We start from the raw sequence: 21,045 nt of genomic DNA, 5'->3' as shown, positions 1-21,045 counted from the left end.
TGATTCCAGAGCTTTAATATTTTATTACAGGGAGAATATTAATCTTCGTGTGATTCTTCCTTTGGTAAGTAATAAGTAAAGCATACGCCATTTTCTATATTTGCAAGAGAGTATTCAAATTCATGAAGGTCTAAGATATTTTTAACTATAGATAATCCGAGTCCTGTACTATTAGTATCTCTTTGTCTTGCTTTATCAACTCTATAAAATTTATCGAAAAGCTTATCTATGTTTTTATCATCTATTTTTGAGCCAGTATTAATTATTGAAATTCTATATCTTGCACCATCTTCGTTAATGGATAGGATAACATCATTTCCTAGTGGAGTGTACTTAATGGCATTTGTCATCAAATTTGTTAGTACTTGCTCCATTTGAAAAATATCAGCTAAGACATAAGAATAATCAGTATTTTGATTAAATGTAAGGGCTAATTGCTTTTCTTTAGCATCAAGACAATGTTTGTGAATTACCTTATTAATTAATCTGTTAATATTGAATATTTCTAGTTTTGGTTTTAAAACTCCAGATTCTAATTTTGAAAGTTCAAGCATATTTGAGACTAAAACTCCCATTTTTTTAGATTCATCAATAATTGTTTCAAGGTAAGTTAATACATTATCTCCAGTTACAATGCCATCCTTTAATCCTTCGGCATAACCTTCTATAATTCCTATAGGTGTCTTTAATTCATGACTTACGGAATCAACAAAATCTTTTCTCATAGTTTCAAGATTACGTTCCTTTTCAATATCTTCTTCTAATTTTTTATTTTTTGTTTTAAGATCTTGTAAGGCTGCATTAAGATTAGAAGATAAAAAATTCAAAGTTGTTGCAAGATTACCTATTTCATCCTGTCTTTCAACAGTACAGTTTTCAGTAAATTCCATTTTACTCATTTTCAATGCTACATTATTTATTTTAATAAGGGGCTTAGAAATGAGATTAGAATATATGAATGAGAGTAGAATTGAAATAAAGATAAACCCAATAAAAATATAAACATAAAATTCATTAGTAACAGCTGAAGCTTCTTCAATAGGTTGAATAGAGGCTACAGATATAACAACAGAGTCGTTTTTAGAGGTTAAAGACATTGGAGTTACAACACCAATTTTTTTAAAACCACTACTTTTATTATAAAATATTTGCGTTTCAGTAGTATCTTTGGAGGTAACTTTATAAAGCAGATCTTTATTATTGATTAACTCTGTACAAAAGGCAGTTAAAGTTTTAGTATCCTCAGAGGTACTATTCTGTCCATCAGATAAATATTTTAAATCTCCATTTAAGGAAAATATGGCAATTTTTGAATTGGTACTTTCCTCGAAGCTTTTCATAGCTTTTGAAACTACTGAGTTATCATTTAATTGGTAAGAATTAAGATCTCTAAATTTTGTTAATTCATTTGTTAGCATATGCTGCTTCTTTATTTCATAAAATTTTTGAAAGAAAAACACTTGGAATATTAATGTAGTTGCCATTAATATAAGTAATAAGGCTAATGTAATAGCAAAAAGTCTAGTAGATAGTTTATTAGAGAGCTTATTAGATAGTTTAATCCTCATTATCTGACCTCAAATCTATAGCCACTGCCTCTAACCGTTACTATATATGTAGCTTTATCGCATAATTTTTCCCTAAGTCTTTTTACGTTTGTATCTACAGTTCTTATGTCACCATAGTAATCAATGCCCCAAACATGGTCTAATATATTATCACGGGTTAAAGCAATTGATTCATTGGTAGTTAAATATACTAAAAGCTCATACTCTTTAGGGGATAGAGATAGAGGCTCACTATGTAATTTAACCTCTCTTGACAGCTTGTTAATTGTAAGTCCATTATACTCCTGAGAGCTTGAGTCTACGTCATCACGAGTTCTTTTTAAAAGTGCTTTAACTTTTGCAACTAGTACCTTAGGACTAAAAGGTTTTGTCATATAGTCATCAGCACCGTAGGCATAACCTTGAAGTTTATCATCTTCTTCACTTTTTGCAGTTAGTAAAATTATTGGAAGAGTAGACACTTCCCTAATCTTTTCTAAAACAGTTAGTCCATCCATAATGGGCATCATTATATCAAGAATTATAAGATCTATTTTCTTTTCTTTATATAAGTTAAGAGCAGCTAAACCATTTTCAGCTTCATAAATTACAAAACCTTCCTTTAGGAAATAGTCCCTTAATAAAAATCGTATTCTTATTTCATCTTCAACTATAAGAATAGCTTTCTTCATAATAATTTCTCCTTTCATAGGTTAATTGCAAAGTAGTATAAAACGAATCCCTAAACCTATTATATATAACATTAGCAAGATATAACATAGAAGAATGGAATAATATATTGTAATGTTGTAGAAAAAAGCTTATATTTAAACTTACTACAAATTAAAAGGAGATGTTGAATGTTAAATTTAAATTTTGACGTAAAGAAGTTTATTTTAGAAAATGGATTAGAAATTTTAACTATAAAGAAAAATACTCAAATAGCTTCGATTAATGTAGGAGTTAAAGTGGGGTCAATATATGAGACTATAGAGGAAAAAGGGATAAGCCATTTCATCGAACACATGTTATTTAAAGGAACAAAAAAAAGAAGCAATGAGGAGCTTAATGATGATCTTGAATCCCTAGGGGGAGAGTATAATGCCTATACAGATTATAGTGCTACTGTTTATACTATAAGTTGTCTATCAGAAGAACTTAAAAATGCCGTAGACTTACTTGGAGATATGATTACTTCATCTGTTTTTGAAGAAAAAGAAATGGAGAGGGAACGCGGAGTGATTCTAGCGGAAATTAGGACTGGTAAAGATGATATAGAGGATTTGAGTTTTAAAAAGATAAATGAGATAGCATTTAAGGAAAGTCCTTTAAAATATGATGTTACTGGCATTGAAGAGAGGATTAAAGAATTCAAAAGAGATGATATAGTAAACTTTTATAAAAAATATTATAGTCCTAAAAATAGCTTAATAACAATGGTTTCATCATTAGATCATGAAGATGCTAAAGATCTTATAGAGGCTAAATTTAAGAATTGGGAAGGTTTAAGTGTTGAGGACCCAGTAATAGTAAAAGAAAAGAATGCTAATGTAACAATACAAAGCTTTAAAAATGATATGGAGCAAAGCACAATAGTATATTTATATACTTTCTATCATTTAGATAAAAGTTATGAATTACCATTAAGAATATTAAATCATAAACTTGGAGAGAGCGCTAATTCTCTGTTATTTAGGGAAGTTCGGGAAAAAGAGGGCTTAGCTTATGATATTTATACGCAAATGGATGTAACAAAATATATAAAGACTTTATATATTTATACTGCAGTGGCAGATGATGATGTTGATGGTGCTATTAAAGCAATAGATAAAACATTGAATTCTATTTTGGATGGAGAAATCATAATTGGAGACAAGGACTTAGGTGTAATGAAGAAAGTTCATAAAACTGCAGTTATATCCACATTAGAGGATTCATCAGAGTTATGTAACTATATACTTCATCAAGAACTTGAGAAAGAGGATATATTTGAGTTTGTTAATGATATGGAAAGGTTAAATAAATTAGAAAAGGGAATAATCTATGAAGTATCAAAAATGGTTTTAAAGGACCCAACAGTTCACATTTTAACATCCTCAAAGGAGTAAAAATGGGTAAAATAACAAGAATTGATGTGCAAAAAAGGAATAAAGAACGATTTAATATATATATTGATGAAGTGTATGCTTTTTCAGTAAATGGAGAACTTGTTTATACGGAAAAACTAGAAGTAAATGGAGAAGTTGATGAAGAAAAACTTCATAAGATAGCATTTAAAGAAAATTTATCGAAGTGTAAAAATACAGCCCTTAGAATAATAGAAAGAAGTTATAAAACAGAAATGGAAATTAAGGAAAAACTAATTGAGAAAGGCTATGATTTAGAATCTATTTTACCCACAGTAGACTTTTTGAAGGAATATAGTTTTATAGATGATAAAGAATATATAAAACTATATATCAAAGATAGAATTAGACGGCAAGGATCACAAAAAATAAAATATGCTTTAATAAGAAAGGGTATAGATCCAAATGAAATAGAGGATAATTTAACAAACATTAATAAGGAGCAGGAAAAAGATGTGGCTTTGGAATTAGTGAAGAAAAAATATTCTCAGCTAGTTAATAGAGAAAAGGATATATATAAAATATCTAGTAAGCTTTATAGGTTTTTAGTTGGACGTGGATATGATTATACCTTAGCAAAGGATGTAATAAAGAAGACTATGAATATGGATGATATAGAGGGCATAGATTAAAGGAGAAAATTATGGATATTAGTATTCAGATGTTAATTTGTCTAGTTATAATAGTAGTTTCGGTTATAGTATCAGTAAAAACTGTAATGCAGAGCACAGATATTTCAGATGCAATTATGCCTATAATAGGAGGGTGCTCAACAATAATAACCTTTTTTATAATCCTTGGATTTTATGATTGGTTAAATAGCAAAATTAGTGGACTAATAAGTAAGTATTTACCCGCTATTATGAATAATGGAATAGTTCATTTGGGGGCTATTATAATAGCATTTATTGCAATGAAAATGTTGATTGAGAATTTATTAAGATTAATAAATTCATTTTCATTTAATAGCTCTATTACGAAGCTTAAGAATCACAAACCGTTTTTAATGATTTTCTCTACCGTATTTGGTGTTATACGAGGAATGGTTGTTATTATATTAATATGTATTCCATTAGCTTTGTATAATAGTGTATCATCAGGGACAAATCGAATAGCTGTTTTAGATAATCTAACGGTTTATAATAAGATGGAGAAATTTATAGATGCAGGTAAGATTAAGAATATATCAAATGGGCTATTGGAAAATGTTTCAGCAAATAAAATATCATATTATAATGGAGTTACTTTAGATGAAGGAGTAGCATCAAATTCTAGTATAGATAATAGAGCAAATGAAATTACTAAAAGTTCAAATACAGATAGACAAAAAGCAAGAGCTATATATACCTGGGTGGGAAGTAACATAAAATATGATGATAATAAAGCTGTAAAAGTTATGAATCAGGAGAAGGGCTATGAAAGTGGATCTATACCAGCTTTTAGAGATAGAAGTGGAATATGTTTTGATTACGCTTGTCTTTTCACATCAATGACAAAGGCTATAGATTTAAAATCAAGGATTATAATAGGAGAAGGTTTTAATGGAAGTGAATTTGTTAGCCATGCTTGGAATCAAGTATATTTAGAAGATGAGGGGATTTGGATTAATGTAGATCCAACATTTTATGTAGCAGGAGATTATTTTGATAATAGCACCTTTGATAATGAGCATAAAATGACAAGTATAGCAGGAGAATTCTAAATAAGACTCTAGTTTTGCCTAAATTATACCATCAGTTAGATAAGAATTGATTAAAAGAAATAGAGGCAATTTTAGCATGAAAAAGTTTCGATGAGAATCGAAACTTTATTTTTTCCCGATACGAGATGTAATTAAATTTATTGCCTTTTCACAATCGGTGTCCTCATTATTTAAAGACCATGCAATGTTAAAGTTTATAAGAGCCTTTTTTGTAGTTTCATTCATAGCATAGCAATAGCCTAAATTAAAATAATATTTGCTATCCTTATGTAATGCTAGGGCTTTTTTAATCATAGCTATTGCATTATAGTAATCTTTTAACTTAATAAAGCAAACACCAGAATTATAATAGGAACAAGCCTCGTTATCTTTGGCTGTTATTGCTTTTTTGTAACAATCAATAGCTTGTGTATAGTCTTTTGTATTATATAGTTTATTTCCTTCAGTAAAAAAGTTCATAAGACCTCCCAGATTAATGCTAGTTGAATTATAAATATTATTATGATTATAGACATAGATTTTATATTATATACATGAAAAACTAGACTTATTACTATATAAAAATTTTAAATAATTTCAAAATATAAATATAAACTTGAAAAGTATCTTGTAGAATGTATAATATAATATATGTATATTTAAATTATGGGGGTAAAAATGAATAAATTTAACATGGGACTTGATGTAGGATCAACTACAGTAAAAGTAGTAGTACTAGATCTTAATGAAAAGATTATTTTTAGTGAATATAGAAGACATTTTTCAGATATAAGAAGTACAATTATTGAAATAGTTAGAGAATCATATGAAGCTATTGGAGAAGCCGAGGTTACTCTGTGTGTTACTGGTTCAGGGGGACTCTCTGTAGCTAAGTGGATTAATATAGACTTTGTTCAAGAAGTTATAGCATGTACTAAAACAGTTGAGGAAGTCGTTCCACAAACTGATGTAGCTATAGAACTTGGCGGAGAGGACGCGAAAATTACATATTTTAAGGGTGGAATAGAACAAAGAATGAATGGTACTTGTGCAGGCGGTACTGGGGCATTTATAGATCAAATGGCAACCCTTTTAAACACGGATGCCGCTGGGTTGAATGAACTTGCAAAAAACCATAAAGTAATATATCCAATCGCATCAAGATGTGGAGTATTTGCTAAAACAGACGTACAACCTCTTATAAATGAGGGTGCGAAGGCTGAGGATATTGCAGCTTCAATTATGCAAGCTGTTGTTAATCAAACAATTAGTGGACTTGCTTGTGGTAAGCCTATACGAGGTAAAATAGCTTTCTTAGGAGGGCCTTTGTTTTTCTTATCAGAACTTAGACAAAGGTTTATAGAAACATTACAATTACAAGATGAGGATATTATTTTTCCTGAAAATTCGCAACTCTTTGTTGCCTACGGAGCAGCTTTATTATCTAAAAAATCTAAAAAGATTAATATTAGTGAATTAGCAGCAAGAGTGGATAAAATTGCAGATATAAAGGATGATAATATAGATAGACTTAAGCCTTTATTCAAGGATGCAGCAGAGTATATGGAGTTTAAAGACAGACATAATAAGGCTAAGGCTAAAAGAGCAGACCTTAATGACTACACAGGAAAGGCATTTTTAGGAATAGATGCTGGTTCAACAACAACTAAAGTTGTATTAATAAATGATATGGGAGAAATTCTTTATGATTTTTATGGCAGCAATGGGGGAAATCCTTTAAAAAAAGTTATAGAAATCTTAAAGGTCTTATATTTTAAAATGCCAGTTGGAGTTGAAATAATGAGCTCCACAGCTACTGGATACGGCGAGGCTTTAATTAAGTCTGCTCTACATGTAGATCTTGGTGAAATTGAAACAATAGCCCATTACAAAGCAGCAGAATATTTCTTGCCAGGAGTAGATTTTATCTTAGATATAGGTGGACAAGATATGAAGTGCTTAAGAATAAAAAATGGAGTAATTGACTCTATTCTTTTAAATGAGGCGTGTTCATCTGGGTGTGGCTCATTTATAGAAACTTTTGGGAAATCATTAAATATGGAAGTTGAAGATTTTGCTAAAGAAGCATTAAAATCTAATGCTCCAGTAGACCTTGGTTCAAGATGTACTGTATTTATGAATTCAAGAGTAAAGCAGGCTCAAAAAGAAGGCGCGCAGGTTTCAGATATTTCTGCGGGATTATCTTATTCTGTTATAAAAAATGCTTTATTTAAGGTTATTAAAATAAGAGATGAAAAAGAAATGGGCGAGAAGATAATAGTACAAGGGGGAACCTTCTATAATGAATCTGTTCTTAGAAGTTTTGAGCAAATTTCTGGTAGAGAGGCCATAAGACCAGATATAACAGGTCTTATGGGAGCCTTTGGAGCAGCATTAATCGCAAAGGAAAGATACATAGAAGGCAGTAAGTCAAAATTGCTAAAGAAGGACGATATAGATAGTTTTACAATGGTTTCTGATTTCAGAAGATGTGGAAAGTGCGGAAATAACTGCCTTCTAACTATAAATAAATTTTCAACTGATGAAGAATTTATATCAGGTAATAGGTGTGAAAAAGGTCTTGGAATTGATATGATTAAAGAAGAAGTTCCAAACCTTTTTAAATATAAGTTTGATAGGATATTTAAATATAAAGCTCTAAAGAAAGAAGATGCTAAACGAGGAGTTATAGGTATTCCGAGGGTATTAAATATCTATGAGAATTATCCGCTATGGTTTACTGTTCTAACTAATCTTGGATTTAGAGTTGAACTGTCACCTACTTCAAGTAAAAAAATATATGAGCTTGGAATAGAGACAATACCATCAGAATCAGCCTGTTATCCGGCTAAAATAGTTCATGGACATATTATGGCTCTTATTAATAGAGGAATAGGAACAATATTCTATCCATGTATTCCTTATGAAAGAGTAGAATTTAAGGATGCAAATAATAATTATAATTGCCCAATTGTAACTTCTTATCCAGAGGTTATAAAAAATAATATGGATGCTATTAAAGAGCAAAATGTTAAATTTATGCAACCATTTATATCACTAGAGAATAAAGATGTTTTAATTACTAGAATAGTAGAGGAATTTAAAGATTTTAATGTATCTAAGGATGAGGCGAGAAAGGCTGTAGAAGCTGGTTTTAAAGAAAGAGAGAATTTTGATAATGATTTAAGAGCTAAAGGTAAAGAGGTTTTAGATTACTTAGAGAAAACAGGCAAGAAGGGGATAGTACTTGCAGGCAGACCTTATCATATAGATCCAGAAATACATCATGGTATTCCCGATATAATTAATTCATTTGATATGGCGGTATTAACTGAGGATAGTATTTCACATTTAGGAGTATTAGATGCTCCTCTTAGAGTTGTTGATCAATGGATGTATCACTCAAGATTATATAGAGCCGCTGCATTTACGTCCAAGAATGATTCATTGGAGTTAATCCAGCTTAATTCATTTGGTTGTGGGTTAGATGCAGTTACATCAGATCAAGTATCTGAAATATTGGCTTCAAAAGGAAAAATTTATACTTGCTTAAAAATAGATGAAGGTAATAATCTGGGAGCAGCTAAAATTAGAATTAGATCTCTAAAGGCAGCTATAGAAGAAAGAGAAAGAAATGGATATATACCAGTAGAAGAACCTATTGTATATAAAAATACTGTATTTACTAAAGAGATGAAGAAAACTCATACAATATTAGTGCCTCAAATGTCACCTATCCATTTTGATATAATTGAGCAAGCTATAAATTCATGTGGATATAATTTTAAGGTATTGCCATCTATTGACAATGAAGCTGTGGAGGATGGTTTAAAGTATGTTAATAATGATGCTTGTTATCCATCGATTATAGTTGTAGGACAAATTATCCATGCATTAAAATCTGGAGATTATGACTTAAAGAATACATCAGTTATAATATCTCAAACTGGTGGAGGCTGCAGAGCTACAAACTATGTCGGATTCTTAAAGAAGGCTATGAAGGAAGCCGGGTTTGAAGATATACCAATATTGTCTTTAAATGCAGTTGGACTTGAAAAGCAACCAGGCTTTAAGATGTCATTGCCATTTATTCAAAGAGGTCTTATGGCACTTATATATGGAGATCTCTTTATGAGAATTTTATATGCCACAAGGCCTTATGAAAAGATAAAGGGATCGGCTGATGCTCTTTATGAAAAGTGGAATGAAATTGCAAAACAAAATGTTAGAAATGGAAGTAAGAGAGAATTTAATTCTACTGTATCGAAAATTGTAGAAGCATTTGATACTATTGAACTTTTAAATATAGTTAAACCTAAAGTTGGGTTAGTTGGAGAGATATTAGTTAAGTTTCACCCAACAGCTAATAATGATGTAGTGAAGATTATTGAATCAGAGGGTGCTGAGGCTGTAATGCCAGATTTAATGGACTTCTTCTTCTATACAGCATATGATGAAGAATTTAAATATAAATATTTAGCTGGTAGCAGACTAACTAAGAATATTTATATGTGGTCTATAAAATATATGGAAAGTTATAGAAAAAGTATGAAAAAAGCCTTGGATAAATCAAGTAGATTCCATGCTCCAAAGAGCATTGTAGATCTAGGGAAAATGGCATCCCCTATATTATCTTTAGGAAACCAGACTGGTGAAGGTTGGTTTTTAACAGCAGAAATGATTGAGTTAATTGAAAGTGGAACAGATAATATCATATGTATGCAACCTTTTGCATGTCTACCAAACCATGTAACAGGAAAGGGAATGATTAAGGCATTAAAGGAAAAATATCCAGTAGCAAATATAGTAGCTGTGGATTATGATCCAGGTGCATCACAGGTTAACCAGCTTAATAGAATTAAGTTAATGCTTTCTGTTGCCTTTACTAAAATAGAGAAGCAAACTTTCGAATTGCCAGGAAATAAGGCAACGACGGTTATAACAGAAGAGAATCAAGGTATTGAAATAGTTAAATAAATATATCAGACACTAGATGTAAACAAGCATCTAGTGTCTTTTTTTGCTTTACACACAAATTATAATCAAATTTATGTAAGTCATTTAAGTTTTGTTTAAGCTACAAATTATATTATAGACACATAGCAGAGAAAGAAAAAAATCGCTAAAAACGATAGAGAGATTCTCTGCAGAAGGGAGATCGGTTATGGCAATAGAGGTATTCAATAGACATGAAGTTAAGTTCTTAATTGACAGGGATATATATGAGAAACTTCAAGAAAAGTTGCTTGAACACATGGTGGCAGATGAATTTAATAATAGTCAAGAGTTCTATTCAATTAGTAATATCTATTATGATACTAAGGATAATACACTAATAAGAAATTCTTTATCAAAACCTAAATACAAAGAAAAGCTTCGCCTTAGAGGATATGGAGTTCCAAGTCAAGATTCAAATGTGTATTTAGAGATAAAGAAAAAATATTGTGGTCAAGTAAATAAAAGAAGAATAACTTTAGAACTAGGTGAAGCTTATGATTTTCTTAGCAAAGGAATAAAACCTGAACCTAAGGATTATTTAAAAAAGCAGATCTCAAATGAAATAGAATATATTCTGGAATTATATGATTTGGAACCAAAGGTGTACGTATCATATGACAGAAAAGCAATGTTTTGCAGAGAAGATCATGACTTAAGAATAACTTTTGATACAAATATAAAAACAAGAAGAAATGATCTAAGGCTTGAAAGCGGTAATTATGGGGAAGCCCTATTAGATGAAGGACAATGGATAATGGAAATTAAGACAGGAAAAAGCATGCCAGTATGGCTAACAAATTTACTTTCAGAGAAGAAAATTTATAAAAATAGTTTTTCGAAATATGGAAAAGAATATGAAAAGCTAGTGATGAAGAACAAATTACTTAAGGGGGAGAAAAGTTTATGCTTGAATCAATTTTCAGTACAACAACAGATGTTAGCACAATAACAGCATCAAATGCATTATTAACAATACTTATATCATTTATATTAGGTACAATAATAAGTGTAACTTATATAAAAACTAGTAGCAAAGGAGGTCATTCTCAGAATTTTGCATTGACAATGGTATTAATACCTTCAGTAGTAGCAATTATAATTCTTTTAATCGGAAGCAATATAGCAAGAGCCTTTAGTTTGGCAGGAGCATTTTCAATTATTAGATTTAGAAGTGCACCAGGAGATCCTAAAGACATTGGGTATGTCTTATTTACCATGGCAGCTGGACTTGCATGTGGTTCTGGATATTACGGATATGCAATATTATTTACTGGAGTTTTATGCTTGTTAATGGTTATTCTTAGTATAACTAAGTTTGGTGCAAAGAAAAACTCACAGAAATTACTTAAAATAACTATTCCAGAAGATTTAGATTATGAGGGAGCTTTTGATGGAATTATAAGTAAATATACGACTGCCTTTGAACTGAAAAAAGTAAAAACTACTGACCTAGGCAGTCTTTATGAATTGGTTTATACAGTGACGATGGAAAACAATATAAGTCAAAAGGAATTTATAGATGCACTTAGGTGCAGAAATGGAAATCTCAGTATTACGTTGCTTATGAGTGCGGAATCCTCAGAGTACTAAAAATTGACACTTGGAAGGCGCCCTTTGTAGGGAGTTGAGAGTTGACACCTGGAAGGCGCCCCTTGCGGGGAGTTGAAAATAATTAGGAAAGAAGTGTGGTTTTATTATGAATAAATTTAAGATATCAAAATTATTGGCAGGAATTTTGTGCATGGCCATGTTGGTTTCATGCAGTACTTCTAATACAGGAACTACTGAAGAAATAGCAACAACGGAAACAAGTGTAAGTACAGTTACAAGTGATATGATTACATTTGATGAGGATGACTATTATACTGAATGGATAGACGAAAATCCAAATTATATTGAATTAAACAAAACTGAGGCAGCTTTAAATGGCTCAGGAGCAGAGATAGATGGAAGTACAATTACTATAACAGCTGCTGGAGTATATGTAATTAGTGGAACTTTAGATGATGGACAAATCATTGTTGATGTGGAAGATGAGGATACGGTTAAACTAGTTTTAAATGGAATGACAATAAATTGCAGTGACAGTGTACCGATTTATGTTAAAAATGCAGAAAAAACTATCATCTCTTTGGTAGATGGAACAGAGAATTCAGTGATAGATGGAGAAACTTATACATTTGATGACTCTGATTCAAATGAACCTAATGCAGCAATCTTCAGTAAAGCTGATCTTAGCATAAATGGAGATGGTACTCTAACTGTTGATGGAAATTATAACAATGGAATTAGAAGCAAGGACAGCCTAAAAATTACTAGCGGTAATATTAATATTACTTCAAAGGATGATGGGTTAATGGGAAAAGATATGGTATTGACGGAAGATGGAACTATTACTATTGATGCTGGAGGCGATGCAATTAAATCAACTAATGACACTGATACTTCTAAAGGGTTTATTGGTATTCTAGGTGGAACTTTTAATTTAAAATCAGGATCAGATGGAATACAAGCGGAAACAGCGGTAATTATTACTGATGGAACCTTTACTATTTCCACCAATGGAGGTAGCGCAAATGGTGCTGTTAAAACTGGTGAAAACAATCAAGGTCCAATGGGAAATAAGGATAAGAGAGCAACAACAACTACAGAAACTACAGAAACAACAGAGGAGGAAACAGAATCTACAAGTGCAAAAGGAATTAAATCCTCTGCAGATATAGAAATTACTGGAGGAACATTTAATATTGATTCATCTGATGATGGTATACATAGTAGCAACAGTGTTACTGTAGCAGGTGGTGATATTTCAATTGCTACTGGTGATGATGCAATTCATGCTGATTCATCTGTATTAATAAAAAATGGAATTATAAATATTACAAAAAGTTATGAAGGAATAGAAGGTTCACAAATTACTATTTCAGGTGGTAATACTAATTTGATTTCAAGTGACGATGGAGTAAATGCAGCTGGAGGAAGTGATAACTCTTTAAATATAGAAGATGGTTATATATCAGTTGATGCCAGTGGTGATGGTCTAGATTCAAATGGAAACATTACTATGACAAATGGTACAGTTATTGTAAATGGACCAACAAATAGCGGAAATGGTTCTTTGGATTATGATGGAACATTTGACGTGAGTGGAGGAAGACTTATTGTAGCTGGAAGCTCAGGAATGGCACAGACAACTTCTACGGATTCTTCACAGAACTCTATAATGATGACTTATTCAAGTGCACAAGCAGCAGGGACAATTGTTTCTTTAAAGGATAGCGATGGAAATACAATAGCTACATTTGCTCCTAAAAAGCAATATCAAAGTGTAATTATATCTCTATCTGAGATTACTAAGGATACAGCTTATACATTATATTCAGGTGGAACATCAACAGGAACAGTATCAAATGGACTTTACAGTGATGGTACAAATGAAAATGGAACAGAGGTGGTAAGTTTTACAGTTACTGATACTGTAACAGCACTAAATGAATCTGGAATTACAACTATCACTGAAGGAGGAATGCAAGGTGGCGGCAGAGGAACTGCTCCAAGTGGAGATCGAGGAGCCGCTCCGGATAACCAGGGTGGAACTCCTCCAGATGGTGATGGTGGAGAAAGACCTACTGAAAAACAATAAAATTAGAAGATAAAAAGATTCACATTGAAACAAGATAGAATAAAAATTTATACATTGGGTATCTTACTATTGAGGTGAGATAAATGACTAATAAAATGAAGGCTAACAATACTAGGAAAAAGGGAAATGTTAACCATAATCCTCAGGTGGAAAGTGCTAAGGCAGTCTTTGGAGATCCTAAGGCTAAGGAATATAATCCAACTGATTTTAAAATTTGAGGAAATTAAATCTATAAAGCATTGATATAATTTTAGGATTATATCAATGCTTTTTTATTATTATAATAGGTGTACAATTATACTTAGTAAGTATATGGAAAGAGGGATTGAAAATGAAGAGGAAGTATTTAAATATATTCATATTTTGTTTAATGGTAGTTTTTATATGTGGTAGAGTTTTATTAGAAATTTTAATAAAAGATAAGGGTCTTTATTTTTTACATGATTCAATATATAGGATAATAAACTATAGTATTAATTCTACTTCCTAAAATAAGATAATTAGAGGAATTAGTTATACTATTTTTGGAATACTATTTATAGTAAATACCTTGGGATATATTAAGGATTTCAAAAGTCCATTATTTTATTCATATTCACCAAGTGAAGAGCATGTAGTAATAATTAAGGAAACTGATGACCCAATTAAGGGAAGTTATGGTTTAACAATGGCTCATAAAATATTTGTTAGAATAACTGATAAATTTTTTACTGATGATGAGTATAGAACTTTTTCAAAAGGGACGTATAAGGTAAGGTGGATTGAAGAGGATATAGCAACAGTAACCTATTTAAGTGGAAATAGAAATAAGTTGATTCAACATATTTATGATTATAGGGATTTTAATGGGACAAGTTATTTTAATGTGTTAGGGAGTATAAGTGGAAAATGGGTAGAGAAAGATAATGAAAATAATAAGTTGGATTTAACCTCAGGAAATATAAAACTAGATATGAATGGAGCGACATATTTTTATTATTTTGGAGATGCTGATGAACAAGGAATACATGGAACGGTACTTTATGGAGCTGAGGGAGTCCCAAGTGTTTCGATAATATTAAATGATGACAATACCATATCAGTTGGATTAGTATCCCTAAATAGTGAAAAATTCAATACTTATGTTAGGGAGGATTAGAAGATACTCAGATTACAACTTTAATATCAAATGATAAAGGAGAAAGTTTTGAAAAATCTGTTGTTACCAGTGCAAGTATTCAGAGTAGAGCAATTTATATGGGATTTACCTCTGAGGATAATGGATATGTAATTGTAGCTGGAGATAGAGCTATGAGATTTGAAATGACTTATGTTTTCTTAACTAATGATGGGGGAAAAAGTTGGCAACAAGTAGGAGATACTAGTAAAATAACAAATATGCTTGTTAATGGCGCAGCTTTTTCTACAGATAAAATTGGATTTATATCCTTTATATCTGCAGGTAATATTCCTTATCCTACTATGAAATATACTGAGAATAAGGGAGAGACGTGGCAAGATGTAAAATTACCATTGCCAAAAGATTATGAAGGAATATTTCTTAGAGCGTTATCACCTAAATTCGAGGGAGCTAGTGGAGAGCTACTTGTAGATCAAGGAGAAAATGGAGATTACGGAAAAGGAAAAGTGGCTAGGTTTTTAACTAAGGATTATGGGCTAACTTGGGTTTTTGATGATATTGTAACAATAGACGATGTGGAATAGAGTATTTGACAAAATATTTTTTATAATATATCATAAAATTAAATAAATATTGTTATTGGCAGTGAAAAAGAGGAGTAAAAACTGGGATTATCATAGGAAACTCGCTCAGTTAAACTGAGGAGTACAGTTCTTTTAGCTAAATCATAGATTTAAAAAAGAACTAGCAGAGAGAGGGAACAGGTGAAAGCCCTTATATGAAAGGTTTTGAAGGTAGCTTTTGAGCTTCTTTAGTGAAAGTAATAGTAGCTAAAGACGGTTTATCTAAATCGTTATTTGAATTAAGAGTCCATTTAAGCTATATATAATTATAGTTATTGCTTATGTGGAAATAAAGGTGGTACCACGAGTCTTCGTCCTTTTTGTGACGAAGGCTCTATTTTTATGCAATAAAAAATTGAAAATTGAAAGTTGAAAATTGAAAGTTGAAAATTGAAAGTGGAGGGATAAACCTGTACGTAATTTCACCATAACTATTAATTTTCAACTCCCCGTAAGGGGCACCTTCTAGGTGTCAATTATCAACTAAATAATTGGAGGAATGAACATGGCAGAGATTAAAAACATAGCAACTACATATGATCCAAAGGAATTTGAGGATAGGATTTATAAAAATTGGGAAGAAAAAGGATATTTTACACCTGTAATTGATAAAAGTAAAAAGCCTTATACAATAATTATGCCACCACCAAATATAACTGGTGAGCTTCACTTAGGGCATGCATTTGATGATACTCTTCAAGATATGCTTATTAGATTTAAGAGAATGCAAGGATATTGTACATTATGGTTACCAGGACAAGACCATGCATCTATTGCAACAGAAGTTAAAGTTGCAACTGAACTAGCAAAGCAAGGTTTTGATAAAAAAGAAATGGGAAGAGAAGCATTCCTTAAAAAAGTTTGGGAGTGGAGTGATGAATACAGGGCTAGAATAAGAAATCAAGTAAAGAAACTTGGAGTATCAGCTGATTTTACAAGAGAAGCTTTTACAATGGATAAAAATCTTAATGTTGCTGTAAAACATGTATTTGTTAAGCTTTATAATGAAGGATTAATTTATAAAGGAAATAGAATTACTAACTGGTGTACTCATTGTGAAACTGCGTTATCTGATGCAGAAATTGAATATGAAGAACAAGAAGGTCATTTTTGGCATATAAACTATCCATTAGCTGATGGAAGTGGAGTAATTGAAATTGCAACAACTAGACCTGAAACAATGCTTGGAGATAGCGGTGTTGCTGTTAATCCTAATGATGAAAGATATAAACATCTTATAGGTAAAAATGTAATGTTGCCACTAATAAACCGTGAAATCCCTATAGTTGCCGATGATTATGTAGATTTAGAATTCGGTACTGGAGCTGTTAAGATGACTCCAGCTCATGATCCTAATGACTTTCAAGTTGGAAAAAGACATAACCTAGAAATTATAAGAATTATGGATGATAAAGGTTTTATTAATGAAAAAGGTGGAAAATATCAAGGGTTAGATAGATATGAAGCTAGAAAAGTCATAATTAGGGATTTAGAAGATCTAGGACTATTAGTTAAAATTAAAGATCACTCCCATAATGTTGGGACTCATGATAGATGCGGTACTACAGTAGAACCAATAATATCTAATCAATGGTATGTTAAAATGGATACTTTAGCAAAACCTGCTCTAGAAGTAGTTAGAGAGAAGAAAACTAAGTTTGTGCCAGAAAGATTTGAAAAGACATATTTTCACTGGATGGAAAACATTCACGATTGGTGTATTTCAAGACAATTATGGTGGGGACATAGAATACCAGTTTTCTACTGTCAAGAATGCAATGAAATAATGGTACTTGAAGAGGCACCAAAAATATGTACTAAATGTGGGTCAACTAATATTAAACAGGATAATGATGTATTAGATACCTGGTTTTCATCAGCATTATGGCCTTTCTCAACACTTGGATGGCCAAATAAAACAGAAGATTTGGAATACTTCTATCCAACAAGTACATTAGTTACTGGACATGATATTATCTTCCCGTGGGTTGCAAGAATGATATTCTCAGGAATTCATAATATGGGAGAAACACCCTTTGAGACCGTTCTAATTCATGGTCTTATACGGGATTCAGAAGGAAGAAAGATGAGTAAATCCTTAGGAAATGGAGTTAATCCATTAGAAGTTATAGATACCTATGGAGCTGATGCTTTAAGATTTATGATCGCTACAGGTAATGCAACGGGAAATGATATGAGATATTATCCTGAAAGAGTTGAATCTTCAAGAAATTTTGCTAATAAGGTTTGGAATGCTTCAAGATTTGTAATGATGAATCTTGATAAAGAAATCATGAATAAGTATAAAGATAACAAAGACTATTCTTTAGCGGATAAATGGATTTTATCGCAAATGAATACAGTAGTTAAAGAAGTTACAGAAAACATGGATAAATTTGAACTTGGAATTGCTATGCAAAAGGTTTATGACTTTATGTGGACTGAATTCTGTGATTGGTATATAGAAATTGTTAAGCCAGTATTCTATGGTGATGATGAAAAAGCTAAGGGAATAGTTTATAATGTTCTTAATACTGTATTAATTACAGGGTTAAAATTATTACATCCAGCTATGCCGTTTATAACAGAGGAAATATTTACTCACTTAAGTGATGAGGAAACAATAACAACATCTGCATGGCCAGAGTATAATGAAGATTTAGCTAATAAAAAAGCTGAGGATGATATGGCTTATGTAATTGAAGCGATTAAAGCTGTAAGAAATATAAGAGCAGAAATGAATGTGCCACCATCTAGAAAAGCTAAAGTAATATGTTATATTGCAGAAGATGCTAAGATAGCATTTAATGCTGGTAGAGCATATATTGAAAAGTTAGCTTCAGCTTCAGAAGTTCAATTTATAGATAATAAAAATGAAGTTCCTAAAAATGCAGTATCTTTAATTGTTAAGGGTGGAGAATTATTTATACCATTACTTGACCTTGTAGATAAAGATAAGGAGCTAGAAAGATTAAGTAATGAAGGTAAGAAACTTCAAGGAGAAATTGAAAGAATAGATAAGAAATTAGGAAATCAAGGTTTTGTAGCTAAAGCTCCACAGGCTGTAGTTGATGGAGAAAAGGCTAAAAGAGAGAAGTATGTTGAAATGCTTGAAGCTGTTGAAGGAAGAATTACGGCTTTAAATTAATATTATGTAATTAGGCTATCTTAAAATAGAAAGAGATTTCTATTTTTAAGATAGCCTTAATTTTTACAAAATATTTAAAAATGACAATAAAATAAATTAATATATAAATCTTACAATTACCATAATAATATATAGTTACCATTAATATCAGTGTGTTATAGAGTAATATACTCTATGATAGGGATAATAATATAAATATAAATAGAGGGGTGATTAGATGTTAGAAATAAGAAATCTAACTAAAAAGTTTAAAAATGTCACGGTAGTAGGAGATTTATCCTTTCAGGTTAAAGAAGGGGAAATTGTTGGATTACTTGGTGAAAATGGTGCTGGGAAAACAACTACTTTAAGAATGATTTCTACTATGCTTAAGGTATCTTCTGGAGAAATAAAGGTAAATGAATTTGATGCTACAGATGAACCTGATAAGGTAAGATCACAAATAGGAATACTATTTGGTGGAGAAGTAGGCCTTTATGATAGGTTAACTGGTAGAGAAAATATAAGATATTTCGCAAATTTATTTGGGATGAATGATGATGAAGCTAACAGAAGAATTGATGAGTTAGCTAGTGAATTTGGAATGATAGCATATATAAATAAAAGAGTGGGGAAATTTTCAAGAGGAATGAAGCAAAAGGTTTCAATTGCTCGCTCAATTGTGCAAAATCCTTCTGTTATGTTATTGGATGAACCTTGTACAGGCCTTGATGTTAGCGCTACAAGAATAGTTCATCATTTTATAAAAAAATGCCAGAGTGAAAATAAGACTATATTATTTTCAAGTCATTCAATGGTAGAAGTTGAAAAGCTATGTGATAGAGTTATTATAATTCATAAAGGAAAACTTATAGAAAATGCAACAGTTCGAGAGCTTAAAGAAAAATATAAGAATGAAGACCTTGAAGATGTTTTTGTTTCTTTAATCGGAGGTGAATTCAATTAATAATTTTATAACTGTCCTAAAAAAAGAATTAATGGATATGTTAAGAGATAGAAAGACAATGGCCTTTACGGTTTTATTGCCAATACTTATCTATCCAGTAATGTTTAAGGTTATGGGAATGACCATTGAAAGTAGTACAAATGATGCTAAAAAAGAGATAAGAATGGTAGTTGAAGGAGATAAAAACTCAAGTTTAGTCTCTTTATTAAAGACTCAAGAAAATATAGTGATTGAAGACAATATAGAAAATCCAACAGAATCTCTTAAGGATGGGGATATTCAGTTAATTCTTAAATTGCCTGAAAATATTGATAGTTCTATAGAAGAGAAAAAGATGAGCAATATAGAATTGCTAATAGATGATCAGTCAAACAAATCTACAATATCAGCTGGAATGGTCAGTTCGATTTTTGAAACTTACAGTAAACAAATAGTAGAGGACAGATTAACTGAAATTAATGTGGATTCAAGCATTCTTATTCCATTTAGTATAGAACAGAAATCCGGGGTAAGCGAAGATGGTGAAATGAATCCAATAGCATCAACAGTGATGGGAATGCTGCCTGCTATGATTATTATATTATTACTTACTCCAACAGTGGCACTAGCTGCCGATTTAGGGGCTGGAGAAAAGGAAAGAGGAACCTTTGAACCTTTACTATCTACCTCTGGAAGTAGAAATTCCTTGCTCTGGGGAAAGATAGTTAGCATATCAATAATAGCTACATTTGCATTGATTGCAAGTATGATTTCCTTATTTGTTTCGTTTAAAGGATATATATCTACTGTATCAGGGAACAACACAGATTTAGATATAAACGCAAAAGCAATAGCTTTAATAATAGTAATTTCATTATTTATAATTATTGCAATATGTACCATGCAAATAGGAATAAGTATATACGCAAGATCGGTTAAGGAAGCAAACACTTATCTTGCAGGATCTATGATGCCAATGACGATTTTAGTGTTTATTCCAATGTTTATGGATATAAAAAGTATTAGTCCTATATTTTATAATGTGCCTTTAGTTAATGCAGTTGTTGTTATGAAGGAGTGTTTACTAGGAATATATAATGTGAGCCATATAGGAATAGTTCTAGGGTGGCATATAGTATATGTAGTAGTTGTTGTGATTGCTGTAAAATATATGTTTTCTAGAGAAGAAGTTGTATTTAGAAGCTGATATAAATAAATTTTGAATTTCCAATTC

The 21,045-nt window shown here is 31.2% G+C and carries 16 protein-coding genes; 13 read left to right on the top strand and 3 right to left on the bottom strand.

All coding sequences use genetic code 11. The annotated features are described in order from the left end of the window. Nucleotides 1-38 precede the first annotated feature (38 nt). Nucleotides 39-1,568 carry a sensor histidine kinase gene (locus CLVI_RS10685; protein ID WP_106060121.1) on the bottom strand — a complete coding sequence of 510 codons (1,530 nt, stop codon included), beginning with the start codon at nt 1,566-1,568 and terminating at the stop codon, nt 39-41. Further along, nucleotides 1,568-2,239, bottom strand: a complete 672-nt coding sequence (locus CLVI_RS10680; protein ID WP_106060120.1) for a response regulator transcription factor — start codon at nt 2,237-2,239, stop codon at nt 1,568-1,570. Before CLVI_RS10680 ends, CLVI_RS10685 begins: the two co-directional genes overlap by 1 nt. 168 nt (nt 2,240-2,407) lie before the next feature. On the opposite strand from CLVI_RS10680, the gene CLVI_RS10675 reads away from it, so the two are divergent. From CLVI_RS10675 to CLVI_RS10665, 3 genes are read left to right on the top strand one after another with little or no spacing between them, the layout of a single operon-like run. Next, on the top strand, nt 2,408-3,655 hold the full coding sequence (locus tag CLVI_RS10675; RefSeq protein ID WP_106060119.1) for a M16 family metallopeptidase: 1,248 nt from the start codon (nt 2,408-2,410) through the stop codon (nt 3,653-3,655). A 2-nt stretch (nt 3,656-3,657) separates the two neighbouring features. Then, nucleotides 3,658-4,305 (top strand): recombination regulator RecX, encoded by a 648-nt coding sequence (gene recX, locus CLVI_RS10670; RefSeq protein ID WP_106060118.1) that lies wholly within the window; start codon nt 3,658-3,660, stop codon nt 4,303-4,305. Between the two features lie 11 nt (nt 4,306-4,316). Beyond that, nucleotides 4,317-5,375, top strand: a complete 1,059-nt coding sequence (locus CLVI_RS10665) for a transglutaminase-like domain-containing protein (protein ID WP_242980657.1) — start codon at nt 4,317-4,319, stop codon at nt 5,373-5,375. A 105-nt stretch (nt 5,376-5,480) separates the two neighbouring features. On the opposite strand, the gene CLVI_RS10660 is transcribed toward CLVI_RS10665, so the two are convergent. Beyond that, nucleotides 5,481-5,834: a tetratricopeptide repeat protein gene (locus CLVI_RS10660; protein WP_106060117.1), complete on the bottom strand. Its 354-nt coding sequence runs from the start codon at nt 5,832-5,834 to the stop codon at nt 5,481-5,483. A gap of 198 nt (nt 5,835-6,032) precedes the next feature. Here CLVI_RS10660 and CLVI_RS10655 point away from each other — a divergent pair, with 198 nt between their 5' ends. From CLVI_RS10655 to CLVI_RS10615, 10 genes are all read left to right on the top strand, one after another. Next, the gene (locus CLVI_RS10655; RefSeq protein WP_106060116.1) at nt 6,033-10,331 is read left to right on the top strand and encodes a 2-hydroxyacyl-CoA dehydratase; all 4,299 of its coding nucleotides are present in this window, start codon (nt 6,033-6,035) and stop codon (nt 10,329-10,331) included. A 187-nt stretch (nt 10,332-10,518) separates the two neighbouring features. Beyond that, nucleotides 10,519-11,301: a polyphosphate polymerase domain-containing protein gene (locus tag CLVI_RS10650; protein WP_106060115.1), complete on the top strand. Its 783-nt coding sequence runs from the start codon at nt 10,519-10,521 to the stop codon at nt 11,299-11,301. Continuing rightward, nucleotides 11,256-11,942, top strand: a complete 687-nt coding sequence (locus tag CLVI_RS10645) for a DUF4956 domain-containing protein (RefSeq protein WP_106060114.1) — start codon at nt 11,256-11,258, stop codon at nt 11,940-11,942. Before CLVI_RS10650 ends, CLVI_RS10645 begins: the two co-directional genes overlap by 46 nt. A gap of 106 nt (nt 11,943-12,048) precedes the next feature. Next, the gene (locus tag CLVI_RS10640) at nt 12,049-13,995 is read left to right on the top strand and encodes a carbohydrate-binding domain-containing protein (RefSeq protein ID WP_106060113.1); all 1,947 of its coding nucleotides are present in this window, start codon (nt 12,049-12,051) and stop codon (nt 13,993-13,995) included. Nucleotides 13,996-14,078: 83 nt separating this feature from the next. After that, the gene (locus tag CLVI_RS17985) at nt 14,079-14,213 is read left to right on the top strand and encodes a CPC_1213 family protein (protein ID WP_278320520.1); all 135 of its coding nucleotides are present in this window, start codon (nt 14,079-14,081) and stop codon (nt 14,211-14,213) included. A gap of 332 nt (nt 14,214-14,545) precedes the next feature. Then, complete coding sequence (locus CLVI_RS10635; RefSeq protein ID WP_106060112.1) at nt 14,546-15,133, top strand: hypothetical protein; 588 nt, start codon at nt 14,546-14,548, stop codon at nt 15,131-15,133. A 98-nt stretch (nt 15,134-15,231) separates the two neighbouring features. Continuing rightward, the gene (locus CLVI_RS10630; RefSeq protein ID WP_106060111.1) at nt 15,232-15,699 is read left to right on the top strand and encodes a beta propeller repeat protein; all 468 of its coding nucleotides are present in this window, start codon (nt 15,232-15,234) and stop codon (nt 15,697-15,699) included. 544 nt (nt 15,700-16,243) lie between these two features. Next, nucleotides 16,244-18,886 (top strand): valine--tRNA ligase, encoded by a 2,643-nt coding sequence (locus CLVI_RS10625; protein WP_106060110.1) that lies wholly within the window; start codon nt 16,244-16,246, stop codon nt 18,884-18,886. Nucleotides 18,887-19,103: 217 nt separating this feature from the next. After that, nucleotides 19,104-19,832, top strand: coding sequence for an ABC transporter ATP-binding protein (locus tag CLVI_RS10620; protein ID WP_106060109.1), 729 nt, complete (start codon nt 19,104-19,106; stop codon nt 19,830-19,832). Next, entirely contained in the window at nt 19,819-21,018 is a 1,200-nt protein-coding gene (locus tag CLVI_RS10615; RefSeq protein ID WP_106060108.1) for an ABC transporter permease, read from the top strand. The genes CLVI_RS10620 and CLVI_RS10615 overlap by 14 nt, the downstream gene beginning before the upstream one ends. The last annotated feature ends 27 nt before the right edge of the window (nt 21,019-21,045 follow it).

This window comes from Clostridium vincentii (assembly GCF_002995745.1).
Classification (GTDB): Bacteria; Bacillota; Clostridia; order Clostridiales; family Clostridiaceae; genus Clostridium; species Clostridium vincentii.
The sequence above is the reverse complement of the archived record's forward strand: the minus strand, read 5'-3'. Positions and strand labels throughout refer to the sequence as shown.

Bases quoted from the DNA above. Each gene is read 5' to 3' on its own strand.
- CLVI_RS10685 (WP_106060121.1), bottom strand. From the start codon at position 1,568: ATGAGGATTAAACTATCTAATAAGCTCTCTAATAAACTATCTACTAGA.
- CLVI_RS10680 (WP_106060120.1), bottom strand. From the start codon at position 2,239: ATGAAGAAAGCTATTCTTATAGTTGAAGATGAAATAAGAATACGATTT.
- CLVI_RS10675 (WP_106060119.1), top strand. From the start codon at position 2,408: ATGTTAAATTTAAATTTTGACGTAAAGAAGTTTATTTTAGAAAATGGA.
- recX (WP_106060118.1), top strand. From the start codon at position 3,658: ATGGGTAAAATAACAAGAATTGATGTGCAAAAAAGGAATAAAGAACGA.
- CLVI_RS10665 (WP_242980657.1), top strand. From the start codon at position 4,317: ATGGATATTAGTATTCAGATGTTAATTTGTCTAGTTATAATAGTAGTT.
- CLVI_RS10660 (WP_106060117.1), bottom strand. From the start codon at position 5,834: ATGAACTTTTTTACTGAAGGAAATAAACTATATAATACAAAAGACTAT.
- CLVI_RS10655 (WP_106060116.1), top strand. From the start codon at position 6,033: ATGAATAAATTTAACATGGGACTTGATGTAGGATCAACTACAGTAAAA.
- CLVI_RS10650 (WP_106060115.1), top strand. From the start codon at position 10,519: ATGGCAATAGAGGTATTCAATAGACATGAAGTTAAGTTCTTAATTGAC.
- CLVI_RS10645 (WP_106060114.1), top strand. From the start codon at position 11,256: ATGCTTGAATCAATTTTCAGTACAACAACAGATGTTAGCACAATAACA.
- CLVI_RS10640 (WP_106060113.1), top strand. From the start codon at position 12,049: ATGAATAAATTTAAGATATCAAAATTATTGGCAGGAATTTTGTGCATG.
- CLVI_RS17985 (WP_278320520.1), top strand. From the start codon at position 14,079: ATGACTAATAAAATGAAGGCTAACAATACTAGGAAAAAGGGAAATGTT.
- CLVI_RS10630 (WP_106060111.1), top strand. From the start codon at position 15,232: ATGGGATTTACCTCTGAGGATAATGGATATGTAATTGTAGCTGGAGAT.
- CLVI_RS10625 (WP_106060110.1), top strand. From the start codon at position 16,244: ATGGCAGAGATTAAAAACATAGCAACTACATATGATCCAAAGGAATTT.
- CLVI_RS10620 (WP_106060109.1), top strand. From the start codon at position 19,104: ATGTTAGAAATAAGAAATCTAACTAAAAAGTTTAAAAATGTCACGGTA.